29 protein-coding genes are annotated in these 25,708 nt (G+C 73.8%); 18 read left to right on the top strand and 11 right to left on the bottom strand.

Annotation, left to right across the window (positions count from 1 at the left end; all coding sequences use genetic code 11):
- Nucleotides 1–119: 119 nt before the first annotated feature.
- A complete protein-coding gene (locus ACFYXU_RS32320) occupies nucleotides 120–821 on the bottom strand; it encodes a FadR/GntR family transcriptional regulator (RefSeq protein WP_389461220.1) in 702 nt (233 codons plus the stop codon).
- A gap of 157 nt (nucleotides 822–978) precedes the next feature.
- Between ACFYXU_RS32320 and ACFYXU_RS32315 the strand changes: the two genes are divergently transcribed.
- The gene (locus ACFYXU_RS32315) at nucleotides 979–1,503 is read left to right on the top strand and encodes a gluconokinase (RefSeq protein WP_389461218.1); all 525 of its coding nucleotides are present in this window, start codon (nucleotides 979–981) and stop codon (nucleotides 1,501–1,503) included.
- A 60-nt stretch (nucleotides 1,504–1,563) separates the two neighbouring features.
- Nucleotides 1,564–2,961 carry a gluconate:H+ symporter gene (locus tag ACFYXU_RS32310; protein WP_329855823.1) on the top strand — a complete coding sequence of 466 codons (1,398 nt, stop codon included), beginning with the start codon at nucleotides 1,564–1,566 and terminating at the stop codon, nucleotides 2,959–2,961.
- Between the two features lie 53 nt (nucleotides 2,962–3,014).
- On the opposite strand, the gene ACFYXU_RS32305 is transcribed toward ACFYXU_RS32310, so the two are convergent.
- Both ACFYXU_RS32305 and ACFYXU_RS32300 read right to left on the bottom strand, forming a co-directional pair.
- Complete coding sequence (locus tag ACFYXU_RS32305) at nucleotides 3,015–3,899, bottom strand: TIGR03619 family F420-dependent LLM class oxidoreductase (RefSeq protein WP_389461215.1); 885 nt, start codon at nucleotides 3,897–3,899, stop codon at nucleotides 3,015–3,017.
- A gap of 204 nt (nucleotides 3,900–4,103) precedes the next feature.
- Complete coding sequence (locus tag ACFYXU_RS32300) at nucleotides 4,104–5,759, bottom strand: FAD-binding dehydrogenase (RefSeq protein WP_389461213.1); 1,656 nt, start codon at nucleotides 5,757–5,759, stop codon at nucleotides 4,104–4,106.
- A gap of 95 nt (nucleotides 5,760–5,854) precedes the next feature.
- Between ACFYXU_RS32300 and ACFYXU_RS32295 the strand changes: the two genes are divergently transcribed.
- Genes ACFYXU_RS32295 through ACFYXU_RS32275 form a run of 5 tightly spaced genes read left to right on the top strand, consistent with a single transcriptional unit; the run spans nucleotide 5,855 to nucleotide 8,533 of the window.
- Entirely contained in the window at nucleotides 5,855–6,484 is a 630-nt protein-coding gene (locus ACFYXU_RS32295) for a TetR/AcrR family transcriptional regulator (protein ID WP_376510877.1), read from the top strand.
- 22 nt (nucleotides 6,485–6,506) lie between these two features.
- Nucleotides 6,507–7,271 carry a glucose 1-dehydrogenase gene (locus ACFYXU_RS32290; RefSeq protein ID WP_329855818.1) on the top strand — a complete coding sequence of 255 codons (765 nt, stop codon included), beginning with the start codon at nucleotides 6,507–6,509 and terminating at the stop codon, nucleotides 7,269–7,271.
- Between the two features lie 12 nt (nucleotides 7,272–7,283).
- The gene (locus tag ACFYXU_RS32285; protein ID WP_376510879.1) at nucleotides 7,284–7,799 is read left to right on the top strand and encodes an NUDIX domain-containing protein; all 516 of its coding nucleotides are present in this window, start codon (nucleotides 7,284–7,286) and stop codon (nucleotides 7,797–7,799) included.
- Between the two features lie 24 nt (nucleotides 7,800–7,823).
- Nucleotides 7,824–8,219 (top strand): YidH family protein, encoded by a 396-nt coding sequence (locus tag ACFYXU_RS32280; RefSeq protein ID WP_376510881.1) that lies wholly within the window; start codon nucleotides 7,824–7,826, stop codon nucleotides 8,217–8,219.
- A complete protein-coding gene (locus ACFYXU_RS32275; RefSeq protein ID WP_376510883.1) occupies nucleotides 8,216–8,533 on the top strand; it encodes a DUF202 domain-containing protein in 318 nt (105 codons plus the stop codon). The genes ACFYXU_RS32280 and ACFYXU_RS32275 overlap by 4 nt, the downstream gene beginning before the upstream one ends.
- Before the next feature lie 109 nt (nucleotides 8,534–8,642).
- Here ACFYXU_RS32275 and ACFYXU_RS32270 read toward each other — a convergent pair whose 3' ends face one another.
- Together ACFYXU_RS32270 and ACFYXU_RS32265 are read right to left on the bottom strand one after the other, a co-directional pair.
- Nucleotides 8,643–9,572 carry an NADP-dependent oxidoreductase gene (locus tag ACFYXU_RS32270; protein ID WP_389461211.1) on the bottom strand — a complete coding sequence of 310 codons (930 nt, stop codon included), beginning with the start codon at nucleotides 9,570–9,572 and terminating at the stop codon, nucleotides 8,643–8,645.
- A gap of 44 nt (nucleotides 9,573–9,616) precedes the next feature.
- On the bottom strand, nucleotides 9,617–10,252 hold the full coding sequence (locus tag ACFYXU_RS32265; protein ID WP_376510886.1) for an NADPH-dependent F420 reductase: 636 nt from the start codon (nucleotides 10,250–10,252) through the stop codon (nucleotides 9,617–9,619).
- Nucleotides 10,253–10,322: 70 nt separating this feature from the next.
- Here ACFYXU_RS32265 and ACFYXU_RS32260 point away from each other — a divergent pair, with 70 nt between their 5' ends.
- From ACFYXU_RS32260 to ACFYXU_RS32245, 4 genes are all read left to right on the top strand, one after another.
- On the top strand, nucleotides 10,323–10,682 hold the full coding sequence (locus ACFYXU_RS32260) for a winged helix-turn-helix transcriptional regulator (protein ID WP_376510888.1): 360 nt from the start codon (nucleotides 10,323–10,325) through the stop codon (nucleotides 10,680–10,682).
- A gap of 79 nt (nucleotides 10,683–10,761) precedes the next feature.
- Nucleotides 10,762–11,673: an MBL fold metallo-hydrolase gene (locus ACFYXU_RS32255; protein ID WP_389461209.1), complete on the top strand. Its 912-nt coding sequence runs from the start codon at nucleotides 10,762–10,764 to the stop codon at nucleotides 11,671–11,673.
- A 479-nt stretch (nucleotides 11,674–12,152) separates the two neighbouring features.
- A complete protein-coding gene (locus ACFYXU_RS32250; protein WP_376510890.1) occupies nucleotides 12,153–13,175 on the top strand; it encodes a phosphotransferase family protein in 1,023 nt (340 codons plus the stop codon).
- 6 nt (nucleotides 13,176–13,181) lie between these two features.
- Nucleotides 13,182–14,396 (top strand): acyl-CoA dehydrogenase family protein, encoded by a 1,215-nt coding sequence (locus tag ACFYXU_RS32245; protein WP_389408642.1) that lies wholly within the window; start codon nucleotides 13,182–13,184, stop codon nucleotides 14,394–14,396.
- Nucleotides 14,397–14,402: 6 nt separating this feature from the next.
- On the opposite strand, the gene ACFYXU_RS32240 is transcribed toward ACFYXU_RS32245, so the two are convergent.
- Entirely contained in the window at nucleotides 14,403–14,996 is a 594-nt protein-coding gene (locus ACFYXU_RS32240; protein ID WP_376510894.1) for a TetR/AcrR family transcriptional regulator, read from the bottom strand.
- Between the two features lie 78 nt (nucleotides 14,997–15,074).
- A complete protein-coding gene (locus tag ACFYXU_RS32235) occupies nucleotides 15,075–15,857 on the bottom strand; it encodes an SDR family oxidoreductase (protein ID WP_389461207.1) in 783 nt (260 codons plus the stop codon).
- A gap of 167 nt (nucleotides 15,858–16,024) precedes the next feature.
- Here ACFYXU_RS32235 and ACFYXU_RS32230 point away from each other — a divergent pair, with 167 nt between their 5' ends.
- From ACFYXU_RS32230 to ACFYXU_RS32210, 5 genes are all read left to right on the top strand, one after another.
- On the top strand, nucleotides 16,025–17,269 hold the full coding sequence (locus ACFYXU_RS32230; RefSeq protein ID WP_376510898.1) for an exo-beta-N-acetylmuramidase NamZ domain-containing protein: 1,245 nt from the start codon (nucleotides 16,025–16,027) through the stop codon (nucleotides 17,267–17,269).
- A 224-nt stretch (nucleotides 17,270–17,493) separates the two neighbouring features.
- Nucleotides 17,494–18,831, top strand: coding sequence for an erythromycin esterase family protein (locus tag ACFYXU_RS32225; protein WP_389461204.1), 1,338 nt, complete (start codon nucleotides 17,494–17,496; stop codon nucleotides 18,829–18,831).
- Between the two features lie 125 nt (nucleotides 18,832–18,956).
- On the top strand, nucleotides 18,957–20,159 hold the full coding sequence (locus ACFYXU_RS32220; protein ID WP_389461447.1) for a serine-threonine protein kinase: 1,203 nt from the start codon (nucleotides 18,957–18,959) through the stop codon (nucleotides 20,157–20,159).
- A gap of 158 nt (nucleotides 20,160–20,317) precedes the next feature.
- On the top strand, nucleotides 20,318–20,932 hold the full coding sequence (locus ACFYXU_RS32215; protein WP_376510902.1) for a hypothetical protein: 615 nt from the start codon (nucleotides 20,318–20,320) through the stop codon (nucleotides 20,930–20,932).
- A 17-nt stretch (nucleotides 20,933–20,949) separates the two neighbouring features.
- The gene (locus ACFYXU_RS32210) at nucleotides 20,950–21,636 is read left to right on the top strand and encodes a 3-keto-5-aminohexanoate cleavage protein (protein WP_389461445.1); all 687 of its coding nucleotides are present in this window, start codon (nucleotides 20,950–20,952) and stop codon (nucleotides 21,634–21,636) included.
- Nucleotides 21,637–21,687: 51 nt separating this feature from the next.
- On the opposite strand, the gene soxR is transcribed toward ACFYXU_RS32210, so the two are convergent.
- Nucleotides 21,688–22,170: a redox-sensitive transcriptional activator SoxR gene (gene soxR, locus ACFYXU_RS32205; protein ID WP_389408638.1), complete on the bottom strand. Its 483-nt coding sequence runs from the start codon at nucleotides 22,168–22,170 to the stop codon at nucleotides 21,688–21,690.
- A 120-nt stretch (nucleotides 22,171–22,290) separates the two neighbouring features.
- Here soxR and ACFYXU_RS32200 point away from each other — a divergent pair, with 120 nt between their 5' ends.
- Nucleotides 22,291–22,752, top strand: coding sequence for a MaoC family dehydratase (locus tag ACFYXU_RS32200; RefSeq protein ID WP_329855918.1), 462 nt, complete (start codon nucleotides 22,291–22,293; stop codon nucleotides 22,750–22,752).
- On the opposite strand, the gene ACFYXU_RS32195 is transcribed toward ACFYXU_RS32200, so the two are convergent.
- The 3 genes from ACFYXU_RS32195 to ACFYXU_RS32185 form a co-directional block, all read right to left on the bottom strand.
- Nucleotides 22,743–23,369: a TetR/AcrR family transcriptional regulator gene (locus ACFYXU_RS32195; protein ID WP_376510906.1), complete on the bottom strand. Its 627-nt coding sequence runs from the start codon at nucleotides 23,367–23,369 to the stop codon at nucleotides 22,743–22,745. The genes ACFYXU_RS32200 and ACFYXU_RS32195 overlap by 10 nt on opposite strands.
- Nucleotides 23,370–23,460: 91 nt before the next feature.
- On the bottom strand, nucleotides 23,461–23,748 hold the full coding sequence (locus ACFYXU_RS32190) for a YiaA/YiaB family inner membrane protein (protein WP_329855797.1): 288 nt from the start codon (nucleotides 23,746–23,748) through the stop codon (nucleotides 23,461–23,463).
- Nucleotides 23,749–23,809: 61 nt separating this feature from the next.
- A complete protein-coding gene (locus tag ACFYXU_RS32185; RefSeq protein ID WP_376510908.1) occupies nucleotides 23,810–24,961 on the bottom strand; it encodes an acyl-CoA dehydrogenase family protein in 1,152 nt (383 codons plus the stop codon).
- Between the two features lie 65 nt (nucleotides 24,962–25,026).
- On the opposite strand from ACFYXU_RS32185, the gene ACFYXU_RS32180 reads away from it, so the two are divergent.
- The gene (locus ACFYXU_RS32180; RefSeq protein WP_329855795.1) at nucleotides 25,027–25,707 is read left to right on the top strand and encodes a TetR/AcrR family transcriptional regulator; all 681 of its coding nucleotides are present in this window, start codon (nucleotides 25,027–25,029) and stop codon (nucleotides 25,705–25,707) included.
- Nucleotide 25,708: the final 1 nt, after the last annotated feature.

Here is a 25,708-nt window from a genome sequence, read left to right as displayed (position 1 = left end):
CCCGGCCGTGCCCGCTGGGGGGTGTCCCCGGCACGGCCAGCGCACATCCTCACGGCAAACGGCGCCCACAGACTGTGGCGCATGTCACTGAACGCCCAGATTTGAGCTAGTTCAGAGCTTCACGGAGCCAGGACGTCCAGTTCCCTGAGGGCGCCGACCGCGATCTGGCGGGTGAGCTCCTCGGCGCGGGCCGCGTCGCGCTCGCGCACGGCCTCGGCGACCTGGACGTGCAGGGTGACGGCGGCCGGGTCGGGGTCCTCGAACATCACGTGGTGGTGGGTACGGCCGGTGAGGACCTCCGCGACGACGTCGCCGAGCCGGGCGAACATCTCGTTGCCGGAGGCATCGAGCACGACGCGGTGGAAGGCGATGTCGTGGACCAGGTACTCCTCCAGGCGCCGGCCGCGCGAGGTGGCGACCATGCCGAGGGCCTGCTCGGTGAGCTCGCGGCACTGCTCGGGGGTGGCGTGCAGCGCGGCCAGACCGGCGGCGACCGGTTCGACGGCCGAGCGGAGCACGGTGAGCGAGCGGAGCTGGCGGGGGCGGTCGGCACCGGCGAGCCGCCAGCGGATGACCTGGGGGTCGAACACGTTCCAGCTGGCCGTGGGGAGCACGGTCACGCCGACGCGGCGGCGGGACTCGACGAGGTGCATCGACTCCAGGACGCGGACGACCTCACGGACGACGGTCCGCGAGACGTCGAAGCGCTGGGCGACCTCGTCGGTGCGCAGCACGGTGCCGGGCGGGTGCTCCCCGGCGGTGATCGCGAGGCCCAGGGTGGCCAGGACGTGCGAGTGGAGGCCCCGGGCCGGTGTCGTCATGACGATCAGCCTATGCGCGCGGGCCCGGGTGACCACACCCGGGAATGAAAAGTACGACTTTTATGTCACAGCCTCTTGAATACGTCGTACCCAATGGGTTTCATGAGCGCGACGGATTCACCGAATCGATGTCGATGAAGACAGCGAGGCACCCCCCATGAGCACCACCCCCCTCTCCGCTCCCCCGGTCGTCGTCGTGATGGGCGTCGCCGGGACCGGCAAGACCACCATCGGTCCGCTGGTCGCGGAGGCGCTCGGCTTCCCGTACGCGGAGGGCGACGACTTCCACCCGGCGGCGAACGTCGCCAAGATGTCGGCCGGCACGCCGCTGGACGACAGCGACCGGGGGCCGTGGCTCGACGCCATCGGGGAGTGGGCACACGGCCGGGCCGGGCTCGGCGGGGTCGTGAGCAGCTCCGCGCTGAAGCGGAGCTACCGGGACCGGCTGCGTGCCGCCGCGCCCGGGGTGGTCTTCCTGCATCTGACCGGTGACCGGGAGCTCATCGAGGGGCGGATGGCCGCGCGCCGGGGCCACTTCATGCCCACCGCGCTCCTCGACTCCCAGTTCGCCACCCTGCAACCGCTGCAGGAGGACGAGGCCGGCGTCGCCGTCGACGTGACCGGCACCCCGGAGGAGATCACCGCCCGCGCCGTCGCCGCCCTGCGCGGCCTGGCCGGCTGACCCTCCTCCGCACCCCCCGTACCCCCGTCCCCCCTTCCTGCCCGTACGAAGGACTCCACCGTGACCAGTCTCAGCGTCGAGATCCTGGCAGCGGACGCCGCCGAACCGATCACCTCGGCAGGCAACGCCCAGCTCGGGATCGCCGTGCTCGCCGGCATCGCCGTCATCGTCCTGCTCATCACCAAGTTCAAGCTGCACGCGTTCCTGGCGCTGACCATCGGGTCGCTGGCGCTCGGTGCCTTCGCGGGCGCGCCGCTCGCGGACACCATCAAGTCGTTCAGCGCCGGACTCGGCGCCACCGTCGCCGGTGTCGGCGTGCTCATCGCGCTCGGCGCGATCCTCGGGCGGCTGCTCGCCGACTCCGGCGGCGCCGACCAGATCGTGGACACGATCCTCGCGAGGACCGGCAAGCGGGCCATGCCCTGGGCGATGGTCCTCATCGCCTCGGTGATCGGTCTGCCGCTCTTCTTCGAGGTCGGCATCGTGCTGCTGATCCCGGTGGTGCTGATGGTCGCCAAGCGCGGCAACTACTCGCTGATGCGGATCGGCATCCCGGCACTCGCCGGACTGTCCGTCATGCACGGGCTCATCCCGCCGCACCCCGGCCCGCTGGTCGCGATCGACGCGGTCGGCGCCAACCTGGGCGTGACGCTCGCGCTCGGCCTGGTGGTCGCCATACCCACCGTGATCATCGCCGGCCCGGTCTTCTCGAAGTACGCCGCCCGCTGGGTGGACATCCCGGCGCCGGAGAAGATGATCCCCGCGCGCCCCTCCGAGGACGTGGAGAAGCGCCCCGGCTTCGGCGCGACCGTGGCGACGATCCTGCTGCCCGTCGTCCTGATGCTGGTCAAGGCGCTCGTCGACATCGTGGTCGACGACCCCGAGAACGGCGTGCAGAAGGTCACCGACGTCATCGGCTCCCCGATGATCGCCCTGCTCGCGGCCGTGATCGTCGGCATGTTCACGCTGGGCCGGGCGGCCGGCTTCACCAAGGAGCGGCTGAACTCGACCGTCGAGAAGTCCCTCGCCCCCATCGCGGGCATCCTGCTGATCGTCGGCGCGGGCGGCGGCTTCAAGCAGACCCTGATCGACATCGGCGTCGGCCAGATGATCCTCGACCTCTCCAAGAGCTGGTCGATCCCGGCCCTGCTCCTCGCCTGGCTGATCGCGGTCGCGATCCGGCTCGCGACCGGATCCGCCACGGTGGCCACGATCTCCGCGGCCGGCCTGGTGGCCCCGCTCGCCGAGGGGATGTCGACCGGCGAGGTCTCGCTGCTCGTCCTCGCCATCGGGGCCGGTTCGCTCTTCTTCAGCCATGTCAACGACGCCGGTTTCTGGCTGGTGAAGGAGTACTTCGGCATGAGCGTCGGCCAGACGGTCAAGACCTGGTCGGTGATGGAGACGATCATCTCGGTCGTCGGCATCGTCTTCGTGCTGCTGCTGTCGCTGGTGCTGTAGGCGGCCCCGTACGCGCGGAGGGGCCCCGGATCTCCGGGGCCCCTCCGCCGTGCTCAGCCCCGCAGCAGGTCCAGCACCTCGCACCCGAGCTCCAGGGCCTCCTCCGGCGATCCGACCGACTGCTGGAGGTCGACGAAGCAGCCGTCCGCGCCGGTGTCGCGCACGCCGGAGAGCACGCGGGCGATCGCGTCCGCCGTGGCACCGGGCGCGGGATTGAAGCGGATCCGGCGGCGCAGCACGTCGGGGTCGCGGCCCGCCTCCTCGGCGGCGCGCCGGGCCTCGTCCCACAGGCCCTCGGCCACTCCGGGAGGCAGGACGGCACCGACCCAGCCGGCGGCCCTGCGGCCGACCCGGCGCAGGGCGGCCGGGCTGAAGCCGCCGAGGTAGACGGGCGGTCCGGCGGGCTGCACGGGCCGGAGCCCGACGTACGAGACGGGGATGGTCCAGCGGGGGCCCTCGTGGCCGAACTCCTCCCGCGTCCAGATGCCGTCCAGGACGTCGAGCAGTTCGTCGAGGAGGGCGCCCCGCCGGGCGAAGTCGGCGCCGACGGCGGTGTACTCGTCCCGCAGCCAGCCGATGCCGAGACCGACGTCGAGCCGCCCGCCGCTGACCTGGTCGAGCGAGGTGAGGGAGCGGGCGAGCAGGGCCGGCGGGTACCAGGGGCCGTTGAGGGTGCTCATGCCGAGCCGGGCCCGCGAGGTGGCGCCGGCGGCGACCGTGAGCACGGTCAGCGGGTCGAGGAAGGTCCGGTACTGACGGGGGTACGGGTCCTCCGGCGTGTGCCCGGGATAGATGTCGCTGGGGGCGACCGGGGTCAGGGCCCGGTCGCCGACCCAGAACGAGTCGAACCCGGCGTCCTCGGCATCCCGTGCGAAGGCCGCGATGCGGTCGGCGCGGGCGTGGGTGCCGTACTGGGGCAGTGCGATGCCTGTCTCCATGGCCTGATCCTGGCCAGGGGGGCGCCCCGCGACACCTGGGCCGCGCCATCTACCGGTCGGATCCGTGAGGCGCGGCCTCAGGCAGGCGGGTGCGTGAGCCGCGCCACGGACCGCCCCGCCTCAGGCGGGAAGGGGCGTGAGGCGCGCCACGTGGCGGGCGGCCTCAGGCAGGAAGGGGCGCGCGTGGCGCCCCACGCCCCGCCCTCAGCTCACCGCGCGCGCCGCCGCCCGGCCCGCCGCGCGGCCCGAGAAGACGCAGCCGCCCAGGAAGGTGCCTTCGAGGGAGCGGTAGCCGTGGACTCCGCCGCCGCCGAAGCCGGCCGCCTCCCCCGCCGCGTACACGCCGTCCAGGGGCGCGCCGTCCTCCGTCAGGACGCGGGAGTCGAGGTCGGTCTCCAGGCCGCCGAGCGACTTCCGCGTGAGGATGTTGAGGCGGACGGCGATCAGCGGTCCCGCCGCCGGGTCGAGGATGCGGTGCGGCGCCGCCGTGCGGATCAGCTTGTCGCCGAGATATCGGCGCGCGCCCCGGATCGCCGTGACCTGGAGGTCCTTGGTGAAGGGGTTGGCGATCTCGCGGTCGCGGGCGGTGATCTCGCGGCGCAGCGCGGTCTCGTCGATCAGGGGCTCGTCGGTGAGGGCGTTCATCCCCCGGACGAGGGCGGAGAGGTCCTTCTCGACGACGAAGTCGGCGCCGTGGTCCATGAAGGCCCGGACCGGGGCGGGTACGTCGGCGCGGGCGCGGCCGAGGACGCCCCGGACGGACTTGCCGGTGAGGTCGGGGTTCTGTTCGGAGCCGGACAGGGCGAACTCCTTGCCGATGATGCGCTGGTCCAGGACGAACCAGGTGTGGTCGTGCCCGGTCCGCGTGATGTGCTCCAGGGTGCCGAGGGTGTCGAAGCCCGGGAAGAGCGGCACCGGGAGGCGCTTGCCGGTCGCGTCGAGCCAGAGGGAGGACGGACCGGGCAGGATGCGGATGCCGTGGCGGGCCCAGATGGGGTTCCAGTTCTCGATGCCCTCGGTGTAGTGCCACATCCGGTCGCGGTTGATGTGGTGCGCGCCCGCCTTCTCGGCGATGCCGAGCATGAGGCCGTCGACGTGGGCGGGGACGCCGGAGAGCAGCTTGGCCGGCGGGGTGCCGAGCCGGGCGGGCCACTGCGCGCGGACGAGGTCGTGGTTGCCGCCGATGCCGCCGGAGGTGACGATCACGGCCTGGGCACGGAGTTCGAAGGCGCCCGTGACCTCGCGGCTCGACGCGGTGCCGCGGGCCGCGGTGGAGGGGGCCAGAATCTCGCCGGAGACCGTGTCGACGGCTCCGGCCGTCCGGGCGAGTCCGGTGACGCGGTGGCGGAAGCGGAGGTCGACGAGGCCGCGGGCGGCGCCGGCGCGGACCGTGCGCTCGAAGGGGGCGACGAGGCCGGGGCCGGTGCCCCAGGTGATGTGGAAGCGGGGTACGGAGTTGCCGTGGCCGTTCGCGTCGTAGCCGCCGCGCTCGGCCCAGCCGACGACGGGGAAGAAGCGCACCCCGCGCGCGTGGAGCCAGGCGCGCTTCTCGCCGGCCGCGAAGTCGACGTAGGCCTCGGCCCACTTCCTGGGCCAGTGGTCCTCGGTGCGGTCGAAGCCGGCGGTGCCGAACCAGTCCTGGAGGGCGAGGGCGCGGCTGTCCTTGACGCGCATCCTGCGCTGCTCGGGCGAGTCGACGAGGAACAGTCCGCCGAAGGACCAGTGCGCCTGGCCGCCGAGGGACTGCTCGGGTTCCTGGTCGAGGAGGATCACGGTGCGGCCGGCGGCGACCAGTTCGGCGGTGGCGACGAGGCCGGCGAGGCCCGCCCCGATCACGATCACATCAGCGTCGTAGGACATGGACCGCATCTTGGATACACGCGTGTATCCAGTCAACCGTCCGGCCCTCCCTTCCCGCCTTTCGCTTTTCTAATGTCGAGCATTAATATGGACGCATGGCGAGGACGTCGGGACCCGAGACCCGGGAAAAACTGATCCGCGCGGCGGAGGAGCTCTTCGCCGCACAGGGCGTCGACGGCGCCCAGCTCCGGGACATCGTGGCCCTGGCGGGACAGGCCAACCCCTCCGCGGTGCAGTACCACTTCGGCTCGCGCACCGGGCTCCGCGACGCCGTCATGGCCGGCCGCCAGGCCCGCACCGAGCAGGTGCTCGCGCCCCTCCTGGACGCCGCCGGCGACGACCTGCGGCGGCTGGTCGCCGCGCTCGTCACCGCCGAGGCCAGTGAGCTGCGCACCGACCGGGGCCGCCGCTGCCTGCGGATCTCGGCCCAGCTCAGCCACGAGAGCGGCGTCCGCACCCGCACCCCCCATCCCACGCTCGCCGGCACCGTCTACTGGCGCCTGATCGAGCGGATCGCGGACCGGCTGGCCGCCGGCGGGCTCCCCGGTCCGCTGCTCCTGGAGCGTCTGGACCTGGCGCTGACCGTGGTGGGCGCGGCCATGGCGGACCGGGCCCGGCAGTACCTCGACGGCGCCGAGCCCCTCACGGACGAGCCGCTCTTCCTCGCCGATCTCGTCGAGACCACCACCGCGCTTCTCCGGGCCGCACAGCCCCGGAGCGTCTGAACAACCCCGAAGGGACCCCCTCATGAACGACCTCACCGGCAAGACCGTGCTCATCACCGGCGGCGCCCGCGGCCTGGGCGCCGAGGCCGCGAAGCTGGCCGTGGCCGCCGGAGCGAACGTCGTGATCACCGACGTGCTCGACGAGGACGGCAGGGCCACGGCGGAGGCGCTCGGCGAGCGGGCCCGCTTCCTCCACCACGACGTGACCTCCGAGCAGGACTGGGCGGCGGCCGTCGCCTTCGCGGTGGCGGAGTTCGGCGCCCTGCACGGTCTGGTGAACAACGCGGGCATCTCCACCGGCGCCTTCCTGGAGACCGAGTCCGTCGAGCACTTCCGCAAGGTCCTCGACATCAACCTGACCGGGGTCTTCATCGGCATGAAGGCCGCGATACCGGCGATGAAGGAGGCCGGCGGCGGCTCCGTCGTCAACATCTCCTCGGCGGCGGGCCTGATGGGCCTGGCCCTGACCGCCGGCTACGGCGCCTCCAAGTGGGGGGTCCGCGGGCTGACGAAGATCGGCGCGGTGGAGCTCGGCACGGCCGGGATCCGCGTCAACTCCGTCCACCCGGGCATGACCTACACCCCGATGACGGCGTCCGTCGGCATCGAGCGCGGCGAGGGCAAGTACCCGAACACGCCGATGGGCCGGGTCGGCGAGGCCGACGAGATCGCGGGCGCGGTCGTCTTCCTGCTCTCGGACGCCGCCTCGTACGTGACGGGCGCCGAGCTCGCCGTGGACGGCGGCTGGACGACCGGTCCGACGGTCAAGTACGTCATGGGGCAGTGATTTCATGGGCGCATGAGCGCCTCCGAAGAGATCCTCGACGTCGTCGACGAGCACGACCGGGTGATCGGACGGGCCCCGCGCGGCGAGGTGTACGCGCGGGGCCTGATCCACCGCTGCGTCTTCGTCCGGGTCCGGGACGCCGAGGGCCGGGTCTTCGTCCACCGCAGGACACCGACGAAGCTGGTCTTCCCCTCCCGGTACGACATGTTCGTCGGCGGCGTCGTCGGCGCGGGCGAGTCCTACGACGAGGCCGCGCTGCGGGAGGCCGAGGAGGAGCTCGGGGTCTCCGGGCTGCCCCGGCCCGAGCCGGTGCTGCGGTTCCTGTACGACTCCGGGGGCGTGGCCGGAAAGTGGTGGTCGACGGTCTACGAGGTCCGCTGCGAGCTGCCGGTGCGCCCGCAGGCGGAGGAGGTCGCCTGGCACGCCTTCCTCACCGACGGTGAGCTGGAGGAACGCCTCGGCTCCTGGGACTGGGTCCCGGACGGCCTCGCCGCGTACGAGCTGCTGCGCGCGCACCCGGCGGGGTGATCAACCGGCCGTTAGGGTGCACGAGTGAGCGATTTCGTGCAGAGCCTGCGGCTGTGGTTCGCGCCGCAGCGGATCCGGGACGAGGGCGAGACCCCCGACTACCGCTTCTCCCTCGCCAACGAGCGGACCTTCCTGGCCTGGATCCGGACCGCGCTCGCCCTGGTCGGCGGCGGGTTCGCCGTCGACCAGTTCCTGCCGGACCTGCGCTGGGGCGTCCGGGTGGGGCTGGCGCTCGCGCTGCTCGTCGGCGGGGTGCTGTGCGCCCTGCGGGCGGTGAACCACTGGGTGCGCTGCGAGCGGGCGATGCGGCGCGGCGAGGACCTGCCGGTCTCCCGCTTCCCCGCGGTGCTCAGCGTCGCGGTGGCCGTGGTGGCGCTCGCGATGGTGGCGCTCGTCGTCTTCGGCCGGGCCGGGCGGTGACCGCGCCCGCCGCGGCCCGGGATCCGGGGCTCCAGCCGGAGCGGACCCGGCTCGCGTGGCGGCGTACGACCCTGTCGTGCACGGTCGTCGCCGTGCTCGCCGTGAAGCTGACCGTCAGCGACGAGGTCACGGCCAAGGAGCTGACCGGACTCGCCCTGTCGTGTCTGGTGTGGGTCGCCTTCCTGGCCGTGTCCCACCGCCGGATCCGCTCGCTGGGGGCGGCCCGGCCGCTCCCGCTGTCGCACCGCGGCGCGCTGCTGGCCGCGGTGTGCACGATCGCGCTCGCCGTGTTCGGGGCGGCCGTCATCTGGTGACGGCGAGGACCCGCGGTCCCACGCCGGGCGTGGTCGCCGTCATGTCGGGCCCCGGGCGTGACGTCACGCTCCCGTCGTCGCCCGGGGGGCGGGATCTCCACGACACCGCCTACGGGACGGTGACCACGACCTTGCCGTTCAGACCGCCGGCCGCGTTGGCGCGCTGGGCCTCGGCCGCCCGCTCCAGCGGGAAGGACCGGGCGACCCGGACGGAGAGGACGCCCGCGTCGGCCAGGTCCGCGAGCGCCGTGAGGTCCGCGGCGTCGGGGCGGACCCAGAAGTAGGTCCCGCCGAGCGCGAGGACCTCGCCGTCCGCGATCGAGGCCAGCCGGCCCCCGGGGGAGACCAGCGGGGCGGAGAGCTTCAGGAAGGGACCGCCGATGGTGTCGAGGACGGCGTCCACGCCCAGGGGAGCGAGGGCGCGGACCTGGTCGGTGAAGGTCGCCTCGTCGTAGCGGACGGGTTCGGCGCCGAGCTCCGCGACCCGCTCCAGGCCCGCCTCCCTGGCCGCGCCGATGACCCGGCAGCCGAGGTGGCGGGCGATCTGCACGGCCATCGAGCCGACCCCGCCGGCCGCCGCGTGGACCAGGACGGTCTCGCCCGGGCGCACCGCGAGGGGCCGGTGGAGCGCCTGGTACGCGGTGAGGCCGGCCAGCGGGAGGGCCGCGGCCTCCTCGAAGTCCAGGGTGCGGGGCTTGCGGGCGAGGGTGCGGACGGGTGCGGCGACGTACTCGGCGAAGGTGCCCCGGGAGAGGAAGTCCTCGCGGACGTACCCCATGACCTCGTCGCCCACGGCGAACTCGGGGACGGAGACGCCGAGCCGTACGACGACGCCGGAGACGTCCCAGCCGGGGACGACCGGGAAGACCGCGTCCATCATCCCGTCGAGGTATCCGGCCTGGCACTTCCAGTCGACCGGGTTGACGGCGGCCGCCCGGACCTCGATCAGGACCGCGTCCGGTCCGACCTTGGGCTCGGGCAGCTCGCCGTACTCCAGGACCTCCGGGCCGCCGTACCGGCGGTAGCTGATCGCCTTCATACCTCCGACCCTCGGTGCCCGCGGGCCGGCCCGCAAGCGGGGGGTCAGCCGCCGAGCGCCGCCGGCGGCGGGAGCATGGCGCGCGGGTCGCGTCCCGAGGTCCACAGGCCGATGAGGAAGGCGGTGGCCGCCTCCAGGAGGTCGGCGTGGGCGAGCGGACCGGCCACGAAGGGGGCGCAGCCCAGGTCGGCCGCCAGGCCTGCGACGAGTGTCAGGGCCTCCTCGTCGTCCCCGCAGAGGGGGACGGCGACCGGTCCGTCCGCGAAGACGGGCGGGACGCGGCCCCACACGGCGGGGGTGAGGTGGTTGAAGGCCTTGACCACGCGGGCGCCCGTCGCGGCGGCGAGCGTCCGGGCGGCGCCGGGGCCCTCCCCGGTGGTGAGGACGGGCCCCGGTCCGACCGCGTTGGTGCAGTCGATCAGGATCCGTCCGCCGAGCGAGCCCTCGGGGCCCACCGTCCCGAGGACCGGCAGGACCGCGTCGTACGGCAGCGCCAGGAGGGTCGCCCCGCCGAAGCGGGCCGCCTCGGCGAGGGTGCCCGGCCGGGCGCCGGTGCTCGCGGCGAGCGCGGCGGTCCGGTCCGCGTCCCGGCCGCCGACGAGCACCTCGTGGCCCGCCCGGACCCATCCGCCGCCGAGCGCCCGCGCCATCGCTCCCGTACCCATCACTCCCACCCGCATGGGGCGTCCTCCTTCACGTACCGTTGTGCGTGCTGTCGTGAACGACCGTAGGCGGGGGGTGACTTACCGAATGGTTCCCGACCGGCTGCTCGCGGACTGCCGGGCGCGGCTCGGTTTCGACCTGCTCGCCCACACCTGGAACGGGGTCGTGCTGTACGCGCTCGCGGACGGGCCGCGCCGGCCCGGCGAGCTGCGGGCGTCGATCGGCGGGATCAGCGCGAAGGTGCTGACGGAGACCCTGCGGCGTCTGGAGGGCTACGCCCTGGTGGAGCGGCGGGCGTTCGAGGAGACGCCGCCGCGGGTCGAGTACGGCCTGACGGAGCTGGGCCGTTCGCTGCTCGGGCCGATCGAGGCGCTGGGGCGGTGGTCGGCGGAGCACGGGGACGCGTTCGTGGCGGCGCAGGGCTGGGACGGGGACGAAGCGGGGTGAGCGGTTCCGGGTTTCCAGCGCTGGGCGGGGGCTGGCAGTCTTCCCCTGTCCAGTCGGGCTCTCATCCGGGGGAATCCCTTTGTCTGCCACCGAACCCTATGTGGTCGCGCTCGCTCCGCACGTCTACGCCTTCGTCCAGCCGGACGGCGGCTGGTGCCTGAACAACGCCGGTTTCATCGGCGGTCCGGACGAGTCGCTGCTCGTCGACACCGCGGCCACCGAGCGGCGGGCGCTGCTGCTGCGCGAGGCGGTGCTCGCCGAGGATCTGCCGCTGCCGCGGACCATCGTCTCCACCCACCACCACGGCGACCACACCTACGGGAACGGGGTGTTCCACCCGGAGGCCCGGATCATCGGGCACGAGAACTGCCGGTCGGAGCAGCTCGCGGCCGGTCACCAGCTCCATCTGCTGTGGCCGCGGACCGACTTCGGGCGGGTCGACATCCTGCCGCCCTCCGTCACGTACAGCGACCGGCTCACGCTGCACGTCGGCGGGACCGAGGTGCGGGTGCTCCACCCGGGGGTCGCCCACACGACGGGCGACTCGATCGTCCATCTGCCCGAGCAGGGCGTGGTGTTCACCGGCGACCTGGTCTTCCAGGGAGGGACGCCGTTCATACCGATGGGGTCGCTCGCCGGTTCGCTGCGCGCGCTGGACCTGCTGCGCTCCCTGGACGCGCCGACGGTGGTACCGGGGCACGGGCCGGTGACCGACCCCTCGGCGTACGACACCATGGAGCGGTACCTGCTCTGGGTGCGCGAACTGGCCGTCGAGGGCTACGCGAAGGGCTCGACGCCGCTGGAGACGGCGCGGCGGACGGACCTCGGCGAGTTCGCGGCGTGGCGGGAGAGCGAGCGGCTGGTGGCGAACCTGCACCGGGCGTACGCGGAGCTGGAGGGCCTGCCGGAGGGGTCGCCGCTGGATCCGGTGGCGGTGTTCGGGGACATGTCGGCGATGAACGGCGGGGTTCCGGTGGCCTGTCACGCGTAGCGGGGGCGCGCGGTTCACCAGCGGCTCGGGGTCCGTCCGGGGTGGACCGCCCGCGTCGCCGCCGTGTCGTGGCGGTCCCGGTGGGCGCCGTCGTCCTCCAGCCGGCGGCGGTGGAGCGACTCCCGGGCGCCTCGGTCGAGTGCGACGCCGAGCCCGGACGTGCCGGGGACCGTGAGGCGGCCCGCGCGGAGGACGGGACGGGGGATGACGACGTCCTCCGTCTGCCACGGGCAGTGCGTGTCGCGGCAGGGTGGCGGCGAGCGCCCGGATCGCGGTGGCCTCCCTCGCGGGCTCGGCCGGTCGTGGCGCTCCACCGCTGTCGGCGGCGAGGGCGAAAAGGCCGTTCACATCGGTGACCGGGCGGCCCGGAAGGCGATCACCAGGGCACGGACACGCTTCCCACCCCTCCCCTCTGGACGACATACCGACCGGTCGGTCATCATGAACACCGACCGAAGCCGATCCGGAGGTACGCACGCATGAGCTCCGCCCCGCCGCCAGGACTCGACCCCGAGCGGCTGCGCCGCCACCTCGACCGCGAGCGCCCCGGGCTGGTGTCCGGCCCCCTCGAAGCCCGGCTGATCGAGGGCGGCCGGTCGAACCTGACGTACGCCGTGACCGACGGCACCGGCCGCTGGGTGGTCCGCCGCCCCCCGCTCGGCCACGTCCTGGCCACCGCCCACGACATGCGGCGCGAGCACCGCGTCATCAGCGCCCTGCACACGACGGACGTACCCGTCCCGGAGACGGTCCTGCTCTGCGAGGACGAGTCGGTGCTCGGCGCGCCCTTCTACGTCATGGAGTTCGTCGACGGGACGCCGTACCGCTCCGCGCGGCAGCTCGCCCCGCTGGGCCCCGAGCGCACCCGCGCCGCCGTCCTCGGCCTCGTCGACACGCTGGTCGACCTGCACGCCGTCGATCCGGAGGCGGTCGGACTCGGCGACTTCGGGCGCCCCGAGGGCTTCCTCGACCGCCAGCTGCGCCGCTGGGGCAAGCAGCTCGCCGCCTCGCGCGGCCGCGAGCTGCCGGGCATCGAGGAGCTGCACGCGGCCCTCGGACGCGCGCTGCCCGCCTCTCCCCCGCCCACCGTCGTCCACGGCGACTACCGTCTCGACAACGTCCTCGTCGGCGGGGACGACCGGATCCGGGCCGTCCTGGACTGGGAGATGTCCACGCTGGGCGACCCGCTCACCGACCTCGGCCTGCTGGTCATGTACAGCACGCCGCTCGACCTGCCGAACTCCCCCATCTCCACGACCGCCACGGCCCCGGGGCATCCGAGCGCCGCCGAACTGGCCGAGCGCTACGCCGCCCGCTCGGGCCGCGACACCTCCGCGCTCGCCTGGTACACGGCCTTCGCCTGGTTCAAGCTCGCCGTGATCCTGGAGGGCATCCACTACCGGTGGACCCTCGGGCAGACCGTCGGCGAGGGCTTCGACCGCATCGGCGAACTCGTCCCCGTCTTCATCGAGCACGGCCTCACGACCCTTCAGGAAGGCTGATCCGCCATGGACTTCGCGTACGACGCCCGCACCGAGGAACTGCGGGCCCGGCTGCTCGCCTTCATGGACGAGCACGTGTACCCCGCCGAGGCCGTCGCCGAGGAGCAGCGCGCCGGCCTCGCCTCACCGTGGGACGCCCCGCCGGTGGTGGAGGAGCTCAAGGCCGAGGCCAGGCGGCAGGGCCTGTGGAACCTCTTCCTGCCCGACGCGGCGTACGGAGCCGGGCTCACCAACCTCCAGTACGCGCCGCTGGCCGAGATCACCGGACGCAGCCCGCAGCTCGCGCCGACCGCCCTCAACTGCGCCGCCCCGGACACCGGGAACATGGAGCTGCTCGCCCAGTTCGGCGACGAGGCGCAGAAGAAGCAGTGGCTGGAGCCGCTCCTCGCCGGTGAGATCCGCTCGGCCTTCGCGATGACCGAGCCCGAGGTCGCCTCCTCCGACGCGACGAACATCGAGACCCGGATCCGGCGGGACGGCGACTCGTACGTCGTCGACGGACGCAAGTGGTACATCTCCGGGGCGATGAACCCCGACTGCGCGGTCTTCATCGTCATGGGCAAGACCGACCCCGACGGCACCGACCCGCGCCGCCAGCAGTCGATGATCCTCGTGCCGCGCGACACCCCGGGCGTCGAGGTCCGGCGCGCGATGCGGGTGTACGGCTACGAGGACCACTACCACGGCGGCCACGCCGAGGTCGTCTTCGACGGGGTCCGGGTCCCGGCGGCGAACATCGTCGGCGAGGAGGGCGGCGGCTTCGCCATCGCTCAGGCCCGACTCGGCCCGGGCCGCATCCACCACTGCATGCGGCTCATCGGCATGGCCGAGCGGGCGGTCGAGCTGATGTGCCGGCGCGCCGTCTCGCGCACCGCCTTCGGCAAGGCGCTGGCCCAGCAGGGCGTCGTGCAGAACTGGATCGCCGACGCGCGGGTGACGATCGAGCAGCTGCGGCTGCTCGTCCTCAAGACGGCCTGGCTGATGGACACCGTCGGCAACCGGGGCGCGCACACGGAGATCCAGGCCATCAAGATCGCGACCCCACGCGCGGTGGTCGACATCATCGACAAGGCCGTGCAGGCCCATGGAGCCGGCGGGGTGTCGCAGGACTTCCCGCTGGCCGAGCTGTGGGCGGCGGCGCGGACGCTGAAGCTGGCGGACGGGCCGGACGAGGTGCACCAGCGGTCGCTGGCGCGGCGGGAGCTGAAGCAGTACCTGTAGCGCGGGTCAGGGGCGCAGGGCCCGCAGCAGGAGGTCGGCGAGGTGGTCGGCGACCTGCTGCGGGGTCAGCGGGCCGTCCGGGCGGTACCAGGTCGACAGGTGGTGCACCGAACCGAAGTGGTAGTCGACGACGAGGTCGGCGGGGGTCGCGGAGGAGAACACCCCGGTCCGCTGCCCCTCCTCGACCAGGGCCCGGAACCGCTCGTGGTAGCGGCGCCGCTCGGACCGCACCTGCTTGTTCTTCTCCGGGCTCAGGTGGTGCATGGAGCGGAAGAAGATGGCCGCGTCGTCGAGGTTCTCGATGGTGGTGACCACCACGTCGGCGGCGGCGTCGCGCAGCCGGTCCTCGATGGGGGCGTCGGCGTCCGCGTAGGCGTCGAGCCGCTCCTGCTGGAGGCGCAGGACGCGGGAGTAGACCTCCTGGAGGAGGTCCTCCTTGGAGCCGAAGTAGTGGTAGAGCGCGCCCTTGGTGACCCCCGCGGCCTCGACGATCTCCTGGACGGAGGTGCGGTCGTAGCCCCGCTCGGCGAAGAGCCGGGTGGCGGCGGCGAGGAGTCGCTGGGGGACGGGGGCGCCGCTCCCGTCCGTCGTCCTGGCCATGCTCCGCCGCCTTCCTCGCTGATCGTTCTCGGTCACGGGAACGTGCTCCCGCCCGTAGATCTTCCCATCCGCCGGGGTCTACGGCCGACCGGTGCCCTTCTCCCAGGTCCGCTGGACGTGGTTCATCGTGCCGAGCCACCTCTCGGGGTCGGTGGCGCGATTGCGGTAGTAGCCGGCGACCTCGGGGTGCGGCAGCACGAGGAAGCGGTCGGCGGCGATGGCGTCGACGAGGGCGTCGGCCACGTCCTCGGGCTCGATCGCGGTGGGGGCGAGGACGAGCTCGCCGGCGGATCCGGCCGCGGTGAGCATGTCCGTGCGGACGCCCTGCGGGCAGATCGCGTGGACCTTCAGGCCGCGGTGGCGGTAGGTGAGCGAGAGCCATTCGGCGAAGGCGTACGCGCCGTGCTTGGAGACGCTGTAGGGCGCCGCGCCGATCATGGTGAGCAGTCCGGCGGCCGAGACGGTGGAGACGAAACGGCCGCCGCCGCGCTCCAGCCACTCGGGGAGGAGGGCGCGGGCCGCGCGGACGTGGGCCATGACGTTCACGTCCCAGGCGGCGGCCCAGACCTCCTCGTCGGCGAAGGCGTCGCCGGGTGAGGACAGTCCGGCGTTGGCGCACCAGACGTCCACGGTGCCGCCGAGGGCCTCACGGGCCGCGTCGACGACGGTGGAGGCGTCGCCGGGGACGGCGACGGCGCCGATCTCCTCGGCGACGGCCCGGGTGCGTCCGGGGTCGAGGTCGTTCACGACGACCCGCGCGCCCTCGGCCGCGAAGCGGCGGGCGAGGGCGGCGCCGATGCCGCCGCCCGCGCCGGTGACGACGACACCGGCGCCCTGGAGCTCGTTCGTGCCCGCGGTCATGGACCCACCTCCCGGCTGTGACGGCGCGGATGGCCCCGCGCCCCGAAGACCGGCACAGACTAACCGGTCGGTATGGAAAGGCGGAAGACCCGTTCCGCACGCCTCGTTCCCCGGGACGGTCCGGACCGCTAGCGTGCGTGCCCTCGTCCCTGCCGAGGAGGTCCCGCATGAGCGTGTCGCGACGGAGTCTGCTGGCCGCGGGAGGGGCCCTCGGGGCGGTGGCGGCCACCGGGGCCTCCCCCGCGGCCGCCGCGCCCGGTCACGGCCGGGTGCGGACCGGCTTCGAGCGGCTCGCGGCCGACGGGTACGCGCTCCTCGCGGGCGAGCGGGTCGGCATCGTCACCAACCCGACCGGAGTGACCCCGGACGCGCGCCACGTCGTGGACGTGATGCACGCCGACGAACGGGTCGACCTGGTCGCGGTCTTCGGCCCCGAGCACGGCTTCCGGGGCACCGCCCAGGCGGGCGGCTCGGAGGGGCGGTACGACGACCCGGCGACCGGGCTGCCGGTCTACGACACGTACCTGAAGAGCGGGCAGCCGCTGGCGGACGTCTTCACCGCCTCCGGCGTGGACACGGTGGTCTTCGACATCCAGGACGCCGGCGCCCGCTTCTACACCTACATCTGGACGCTCTACGACTGCATGGCGGCCGCCGCCCTCGCCGGGAAGCGGTTCGTCGTCCTGGACCGGCCGAACCCGGTGACCGGCCGGGCGGCGCTCGGCCCCGTCCTGGACCGGGCGTTCGCCACGTTCGTCGGCCGGGAGCCGATCGCGCAGGCGCACGGCATGACGGTGGCCGAGCTGGCGGGGCTCTTCGACGGGGAGTTCCTGGACGGGAGGGTCGGGGTGGAGACCGTCCGCATGACGGGGTGGCGGCGGTCGGACTTCTTCGACGCGACCGGGCTGCCGTGGGTGCCGCCCAGCCCCAACATGCCGACGGCGGACACCGCGCTCGTCTACTCCGGCACCTGCCTCTTCGAGGGCACCAACCTCTCCGAGGGGCGGGGCACCACCCGCCCCTTCGAGCTCCTCGGCGCGGAGGGGATCGACCGGCGCTGGGCCGAGGCGGCGAACGCCCTCGGCCTGCCCGGGGTCCGCTTCCGCGAGGCGTACTTCGCCCCGACCTTCTCCAAGTTCCAGGGGAAGACGGTCGGCGGCGTGCAGCTGCACGTCCACGACCGGGGGTCCTTCGACCCGGTGCGCACCGGCATCGGGCTCCTCGTCACCGCCCGCAGCTCCTGGTCCGGCTTCGCCTGGCGGGCGGACCGGTGGATCGACAAGCTGACCGGCTCGACGCGGGTGCGGACCCTGATCGACGCGGGCGCGGGCGTGGACGAGGTCGTGGGCGCGTGGCAGACGGACCTCGCGGCCTTCCGGGCGGTACGGAAGGGGTACTTGCTGTACCGGTGACGGGGACGGGCGGACGGCTTGGAGGCGGGGCGGACGACCGGCTGGCAGGCGAGGCCGGGCGGCTGGCGGCCGGCCGGGGGCCGGGAGGCCGGGGGCCAGGAGGCCGGGGGCCGGGAGGCCGGGGCGCTGGCGGCCGGCCCGAGCGCGGGGCCGGGGGCTGGCCCCCGTACGACACGGGGGCGGGCGGGATGTCGGCCTGCCGTCCCCCCGACGACGCTTGCACCATGAACCTTTCCTTACGACGCCACCGCCTGCCGCTCGTCGGGCTCCTCCTCGCCGCCTGCCTGGGCTCCCTGGCACCCGCCGCGAGCGCCGCCCCGGCCCCGGCCGGCCCCGACCCCGCCCGTGAACTCGCCCGCTCCGCCCGGCCCCTGACCGATCTGCACCCCCTGGACCGGATGATCGGCTCGGCCGAGGTCGTCGGCATCGGCGAGGCCACCCACAGCTCGGCGGACTTCTTCACCACGAAGCACCGGATCTTCGAACACCTCGTGGAGGAACGGGGCTTCACCACCTTCGCCCTGGAGGCCCCCTGGTCCACCGGCCTCCTCGTCGACGCGTGGGTCCGCACCGGCCGTGGCGACATCCGGGCGATCATGCGGGACGAGTTCCAGGAGTCGTACCGCCTCTGGAACACGGAGGAGTACCTCGACCTCTTCCGGTGGATGCGGGAGTACAACCAGCGGCACCCCGGCCACCAGGTCCGCTTCATGGGCAACGACCTCGGGTACGCCGGACCGAACCTCTTCGACACCGTGACCTCGTACGTCGCGCGCGTCCGTCCGGAACTCCTCCCCCGCTTCCGGGAGCTGTACCGGGACTCGCGGCCCACGGGCGGGGTGGAGGCGTGGATGAGGGGATACATGGACCGGCCCCTCGACGAGCGGCGGCGGATGGCCGGCGACGTGGACCGCGCCCTCGCCCTCCTGGAGCGGCAGACCCCCGGCAAGGGGCCCGGAGCGCGGGACGCGCACGCGTGGGCGGTGCAGCACGCGCGCGCGATCGCCCAGGTCGGGACCGAGCACGCGCACGACCTGACGACGCCGGAGGGGGTCGCCGCGGCGATGCTCTACCGCGACCGCGTCATGGCCGAGAACACCGTGTGGTGGCAGCGGGCGACCGGCGACCGGATGGTGCTCTCCGCGCACAACGGACACGTGGGGTACGAGACGGTGACGCCGGACCAGTACCCGCGGACCCAGGGCGCGTTCCTGCGGGACGCCCTCGGCCGGGACTACGTGAGCGTGGGCGCCTCCTTCGGCCGTGGCTCCTTCAACGCGCACGACACCACGGCCCCCGGCGAGCCGCTGCGGGCCTTCACCGTCGGGCCGCTCGGCCCCGGGAGCAGCGCGGAGACCCTGGACCGGGTCGCGTCCGGCCCCTTCTACCTGGACCTGAGGCGGCCGGCTCCGGCGGCGCGCGCCTGGCTGGACGTGCCCCGGCCGACCCGGCACATCGGCACGGCGTTCCCCTGGGAGGGCGATGTCGCGTCCGTGCGGTACTCCACCTCCTACGACCTGCTGATCCACTTCCCCCGGGTCTCGGCGGCCCGGCTGCGCTGACACCGCGTCGCGCGTCTGGACGGCCCCGCGCGCGGGCATGCACTCCGAGGAGCCGCCGCCCGCGCACGGGGCGCACCGGTGTCGCGGCCCCCTCGACGTGGAGGGACGGTCGGGCCGTGACCGGGATGAGTGTGGAGCCGTACCGGGAGATCACCTTCGACAAGGACGGCGACGGGCCGCCCGGCCAGGCCTCGGAACTCGTCGCGCTCGCCCGGCGGGGCGTCGGTGACCTGGTGGTGTTCGCGCACGGGTGGAACAGTTCCCCGTCCGGCGCCACCCTCCTGTGCTCCGACTTCTTCGCGCCGTTCCCCGAGCTGCTCGCGCCCGGGGTGGAGGCGGGGTACGCGGGCCTGATCTGGCCCTCGATGGTCTTCTCGGGCGAGCCGGTGCCGGACTTCCGGGCCCTGGTGACGGTGCTCCCGGAGAAGGAGGCGGTCGTCGGGCGGCTGACGGAACTGCTGGCGGCGGCACCGGACTCCGCGGCCGCGTTCACCGAGTTCGGCGCGCTCGTAAGGGAGTTGACGGACGTGGGCGCGCGGTGCGCGGCGGCTCCGGAGTCGGTGCCGGAGTTCCTCGTCGCGGACCCGGTGGTGGTGTGCGCGCGGTTCACCGAGGCCCTGGGGGACGCGGAGAGCGTCCCCGCGGACCTCTTCGGAGGGGACCTGAGGACGTTCTGGAAGGGTGCCAAGGAGGTGCTGCGGCAGGCCACGTACTACGTCATGAGGCAGCGGGCCGGTCAGGTCGGCGAGCACGGGCTCGGGCCGCTGCTCGGCGAGGTGGCACGCGCGGCGCCCGGGCTCCGCGTCCACCTCGTGGGCCACAGCATGGGCGCCCGGCTCGTCGCGTACGCGCTGCGCGGACTGCCCGCCGGGGCCCGGCCGGTGGCCTCCGTGACGCTGCTCCAGGGCGCCTTCTCGCACTACGCCTTCGCCGCGCGGCTCCCGCACGACCCGGGGAGGTCCGGCGCGCTGCGGGACCTCCAGGGGCGGGTCCGGGGGCCGGTGGTGGCCTGCCATTCGCGGTACGACACGGCGCTGGGGGTGCTGTACCCGCTGGCGTCCCGGCTGGCGAACGACTCCGCGTCGCTGGCCGGCCCCGCGACGGGACTGCTCGGGACGGACGATCCGCGCTGGGGCGCGATCGGCCACGACGGCGTGCGGGCGGTGCCGGGGGCGGTGCGTATGAGCCTCGCGCAGGCCCTGCGCTCGGGGGTGCCGGGCGCGGGCTGCGTGAGCGTGGACACCTCCGAGGTGGTCCGTTCGCACACCGACATCCGGCGCGCCGAACTCGCGGAGGTCGTGGTCGCGGCGTCCGGGACGGGCCGGTAGGAGGGGCGGCGAACCCCACCGGACGCCCTGGTTCCGCCGGGTGTCCGGGGTCACTTCCGCGCCAATGATGGCTCCCATCCGTATTTCGATGGAACACGACGGGGCTCCCGTTCGTCCCTCTGATAGCGCGGAAGGACCAGCGGCGGAGGTGGCGAGTGATGGCCGGTTTCCGGAGTCTCGCGAGACAGGTGCGCGATTCGGGGTGCGACACGGCGCTGCGCAGGTACTCCCTGCGCAAGTGCCTGGAGAGGTTCGCGCCCTACGGGCACCGCGCGACCTGGGACCATCTGTGCCGCAGGCACAGGTTCGGTCCCGAGGACCGGGAGCTCGACCCGGGGCGGCTGGTGGCCGCGCTGGAGGAGTTGGAGGAGGCGCGGGCGGTCTGGCTCGCGTACGAGGAGCGGTTCGCGGCCCGGCGGCGGCGCGAGAAGCACGAGGGGCTGCGCGGACTCGGCGCGCTCGACGACTGGCACCGGCGCGTCTGGGGCGGGAACGGCGTGGTCCGTTGCGGCGATCCGACGGTGCACCCCTCCGATCCGCTGCCCGAGGTGCTGCGGCGGCTGATCGGCGCCCTGGAGGGCGGGCCGGGCGAGGCGTGTCCTGGGTGCGCGGGGCCGCGGATCGAGTGGGCCGGGCCGGGTGATCCGTACGAGCCGTGGCTGGGTCCGGTGTGCGGGGACTGCGGGGTGGGCGTCCCGCGTGCGGTGCTGACTTCGGGGGCGCTGGCCCGGGCGCGCGGGGAGCGGCGCGCTCCGCTGGCCTCGGCGGCGTGAGGCGCGGGACGCCCGCGGTGCTCCAGGTGTGCCTCAACGGCGTGCGGGGGCCCGCGGAATCGGCGGCGGTCCCGATGTCGCCGGAGTCCCTGGCGGAGTCCGCGGCGCGGGCGGTGGCGGCGGGGGCCCGGGAGGTGCGGGTGCACCCCCGCACGCCGTGCGGCCGCACGTCGCTCTCGCCCCGGGTGCTCGGGCCGGTCCTGACGGGGATCAGGTCGGCGCTCGGCGCTCCGGTGCCGGTCACGACGGCGGTGTCGGCCGAGCCCGACCGGGACCGCAGGGCGGAGCGGATCCGCTCGTGGACGGTGCTCCCCGACCTGGTGTCGGTCGAGTGGCACGAGCCGGGTGCCGAGGAGCTGGCGACGGCCCTCCTGGAGCGCGGGGTCGGGGTCGAGGCGGCGCTGTGGTCCGGGACGGACGGGCCCGGCCGGTTCGCGCGCTCCCCGCTCGCCCCGGCGGTGCGCCGGGTCCTCGCGAGGGTGGCGGCGGAGGACGCGCCGGGACCGGCGGAGGCGCTCGTCCGGCCGGCGGCGGGGGTGCCGGTGCTGCTCCACGGCGAGGAGGGCGGTGTCTGGCCGGTGCTGCGGCTCGCCCGGCGCCTGGGCGCGGACACCCGGATCGGCCTGGAGGACACGCTGTCCCTGCCGGACGGCACCCGGGCGCGCTCCAACGCCGAACTGGTGACGGCGGCACTGGCGTACTGAGGGGCGTGGTGAGGGGCCGTCGTCCTGGGGTCCCCGGTGCGTACGAGTCTCCTAGGGCTGCTTCTCCTCCGTCGCCGGTCGGCTGACCGGGAGGAGGCGGGAGCCCGCCATGCGCTCGCCGAAGCGGTCGTCGGGGTTGGACAGGACGCAGGTCTCCAGGGAGAGGCAGCCGCAGCCGATGCAGTCGGTCAGGTGGTCGCGGAGCCGTCCGAGCTGCTGGATGCGCGCGTCGAGCTCGGTGCGCCAGGCGCCGGAGAGCCGGGCCCAGTCCTCGTTCGTGGGGGTGCGCTCCTCGGGGAGCTGGGCCAGCGCCTCGCGGATGGTGGCCAGGGGGATCCCGACCCGCTGGGCGGCCCGGACGAAGGCGACCCTGCGGAGCGTGTCGCGGCCGTAGCGGCGCTGGTTGCCGCTGGTGCGGCGGCTGCTGATGAGCCCCTTCGCCTCGTAGAAGTGCAGGGCGGAGACGGCGGCCCCGCTGCGGGCGGAGAGCTGGCCGACGGTGAGTTCGTGGATCTTCTCTGGAATCTGCGGCACCCGGGGAACCCTACTGGTCCACCCCGGGCGGCCGTTGACAGCGGCCCCCGCACCCCACATGCTGAGCGAGCGCTTAGATACCGACCATTAGGTATGCCGTACGAGAAGGGACGGGCGAACATGGCCGAGCCGAGGATCTTCACCTCCGCCGAGGAACTGCGCGCGGGAGTCGGCGAGCAGCTGGGGCACAGCGACTGGGTGGAGATCGACCAGAAGCGGATCGATCTCTTCGCGGAGGCGACCGGCGACCACCAGTGGATCCACGTGGACCCGGAGCGCGCGGCGGAGGGGCCGTTCGGCTCGACGATCGCGCACGGCTATCTGACGCTGTCGCTGCTGCCGCTGTTCGTGCCGCAGGTGCTGCGCGTCGAGGGCATGAGGATGGGCCTCAACTACGGCACGGAGAAGGTCCGTTTCCCCGCGCCCGTCCCCGTCGGCTCGCGACTGCGCGCCACCGCCGTCCTGACGAAGGTCGAGGAGGCGGGCGGCGGTGTGCAGGTGACGGCCGCGGTGACCGTGGAGCGCGAGGGCTCGGAGAAGCCCGTCTGCGTCGCCGAGTCGGTCTCCCGCTACTACTTCTGAGCGCCGGCCATCCGCAGGACGAGGTCGGCGTAGAGCGCGCCGACCTCGTCGGCCGTCCGGCGGCCCTGGGTGTTGTACCAGCGCGAGACGTCGATGCAGAGGGAGAGCACGGCGACCGTGGTGCCGGGCACGTCCGCCACCTCGAACTCGCCCGCCGCGACGCCCTCGTCGAGGATGCGCCGGACCACGGCCTCGGACTCGCGGCGCAGCTCGACGATCTCGGCGCGGTGCTCGGGGCCGAGCGCGTCGAGCTCGTACTGGACGACGCGCGCGGTCGTGTGGCGCTCGGCGTGCCAGCGGACGAAGGAGCGCACGGCGTCGGCGAGCCGCTCGGCGGGGGTGCCGTCCCCGTCGGCCGCGGCCGCGAGGATCTCCAGGGCCTTGTCGTGGCCGATCCGGCTGATCCGGTGGAGCAGCTCTTCCTTGGTCTTGTAGTGGATGTAGAGCGCGGCGGGGCTCATCCCGGCGCGGCCCGCGATGTCCCGGGTGGTGGTGGCGTGGTAGCCGCGCTCGGCGAACGCCTCGACGGCGGCCACGAGCAGCCGCCGGGCCGCCTCGGGCGTGACCTCGCCCCAGGGCATGTCCTCGCCCCCGGGCGTCTCCTCCGCCGCGCTCATCCCACACTCCTTCTCGGACCCCGTCGGGACGAACACCATACAACGAGGGTGAGCAAGCGCTTAGATCTTCTCGGCCCGCGAGATCACGGCCTCAGAGCTTCTGGAAGGGGTCGTGCTCGGCGAGGAGCTTCTCCAGGCGGGCCTGGTCGACCCTGCTGACGATCTGGCCGGCCTCCTGGCGGTCGCGGACGACCTTGGCGAGGGTGAAGGCCGAGGTCGTGAGGTAGAGGACCGAGATGGCGAGGAAGGCCCGCACCCAGGCGCTGGCGTCGAGCTGGTAGACGCCGATGGCCACGGCGGCGATCGCGATCCCGAAGGAGATGACGGCCTGCATGTAGTAGGCGGCGGTGTTCTGCTGCTTGACCTGTGTGTCGCTCATGCCGCACAGCATCGGACGGATGTGGCCGGTGCCACATCCGTCCGCGTACTCACCGACGTACTCAGAAGGCCGAGACGCCCGTCAGCGCCCGGCCGATGATCAGCTTCTGGATCTGGCTGGTGCCCTCGTAGAGGGTCATCACGCGGGCGTCGCGCACCAGCTTCCCGACCGGGTACTCGTCGATGTAGCCGTAGCCGCCGAAGACCTGGAGGGCGTTGTTCGCGGCGCGCACGGCGGCCTCGGAGGCGTACAGCTTGGCCTTCGAGGCGGCGGTGGCGAAGTCCTGGCCCCGGTCGATCAGGTCGGCGACCCGCCAGGTGAGCAGCCGGGCGGCGTCCACGTCGACGGCGATGTCGCTGAGGAGTTCCTGGACCAGCTGGTAGGAGGCGATGGGTTTGCCGAACTGCTCGCGCTCCCCCGCGTAGCGCACGGCGGCGTCGAGGGCGGCCTGGGCGATGCCGACGCAGCCGGCGGCGACCGACATGCGCCCCTTGGCGAGGGCGGACATGGCGACGGAGAAGCCCTTGCCCTCGGGGCCGAGCAGGGCGGAGGCCGGGACGCGGACGCCCTCCAGGACCAGTTCGGCGGTGGCCTGGCCGCGCAGGCCGAGCTTGCCGTGGACGGGACGGCGGGTGAGACCGGGGGTGTCGGTCGGGACCAGGAAGGCGGAGACGCCCCGGTGGCCGGGGGCGTCGCCGGTGCGGGCGAAGAGCAGCACGACGTCGGCCCAGGTGCCGTTGGTGATGAACATCTTGCCGCCGTCGACGACGTACTCGTCGCCGTCCCGGACGGCGCGGGTGGCGAGGTTGCCCGCGTCGGAGCCGGTGCCGGGCTCGGTGAGGCCGAAGCAGCCGAGCGCCTCGCCGGACGCGAGCCGGGGCAGCCACGTGCGCTTCTGGTCCTCGTCGCCCCAGGCGGCGATGGTCTTGGCGACCAGACCGAGGGAGACGGAGACGATGCCGCGCACGGAGGAGTCACCGCGCCCCAGCTCCTCGGTGACGAGGCAGTAGGCGAGGTGGTCGCCGCCGGAGCCGCCGTACTCCTCGGGGATCGTGAGCCCGAGGAAGCCGACGGCGCCCAGCTTCTTCACGACGGACCGGTCCACCTCCTCCGCGCGGTCCCACGCGGCGGCGTGCGGGGTGACCTCGCGCGCCACGAAGTCCTCGGCGAGCCGGCGCACGGCCTCCTGCTCCTCGCTCAGTTCCAGATTCATGCGGTGCCACCCACCTCGTTAATTACCACTGCTAGTTTTATCGTCGCGGGCCTACTATGTGCGCCATGGCCCGACCGCGCAAGCCCCTGCTCAGCCGAGACCGCATCGTCGAGACGGCGGGCGCGCTCGTGGACGCGGAGGGCCTCGCGGCACTGTCCACCCGGCGGCTCGCCGCCGAGCTCGGGGTGAGCGGGCCGTCGCTCTACAACCACTTCCGCACGAAGGACGAGATCCTCGACGCGCTCGCGGACGCGGTGAGCGCGAAGATCGACCTGTCGATGTTCGCGGCGGACGACGGCCGGGACTGGCGGACCGCCCTGCACGACTGGGCGGTCTCCTACCGCGCCGCGCTCGCCGACCACCCGCACCTCGTCCCCCTCCTGGCCCAGGGCCCCGGGCGCCGCCCGGCGGGCCTGAGGGTCGCCGACGCCGTCTTCGGCGCGATGGTCCGCGCCGGCTGGCCCCCCGCCCAGGCCACCTCCATCGGCGCGCTGATGCGGTACTTCGTCACCGGCTCCGCCCTCGGCTCGTTCGCCCGGGGCTTCGTCGACGACGAGACGGCCTACGACCCGGCCGACTACCCCCACCTCGGCCGGGCCCATCTGCTCGCGGAGCACCGCCAGAAGGTCGACGAGGGTGCCTTCGAGACGGGCCTGCGGGCGCTGCTCGACGGCCTGCGGCTCCAGTACGAGGCGCTCCCCGCCCGCCCCCGCGCACCGCACGGTTCGGCCTCCGCCGAAGCGTGAG

This window comes from Streptomyces sp. NPDC002232 (assembly GCF_042890295.1).
Classification (GTDB): Bacteria; Actinomycetota; Actinomycetes; order Streptomycetales; family Streptomycetaceae; genus Streptomyces.
Note: the sequence above shows the minus strand (reverse complement) of the source record. Positions and strands in the feature narration are given on the sequence as shown.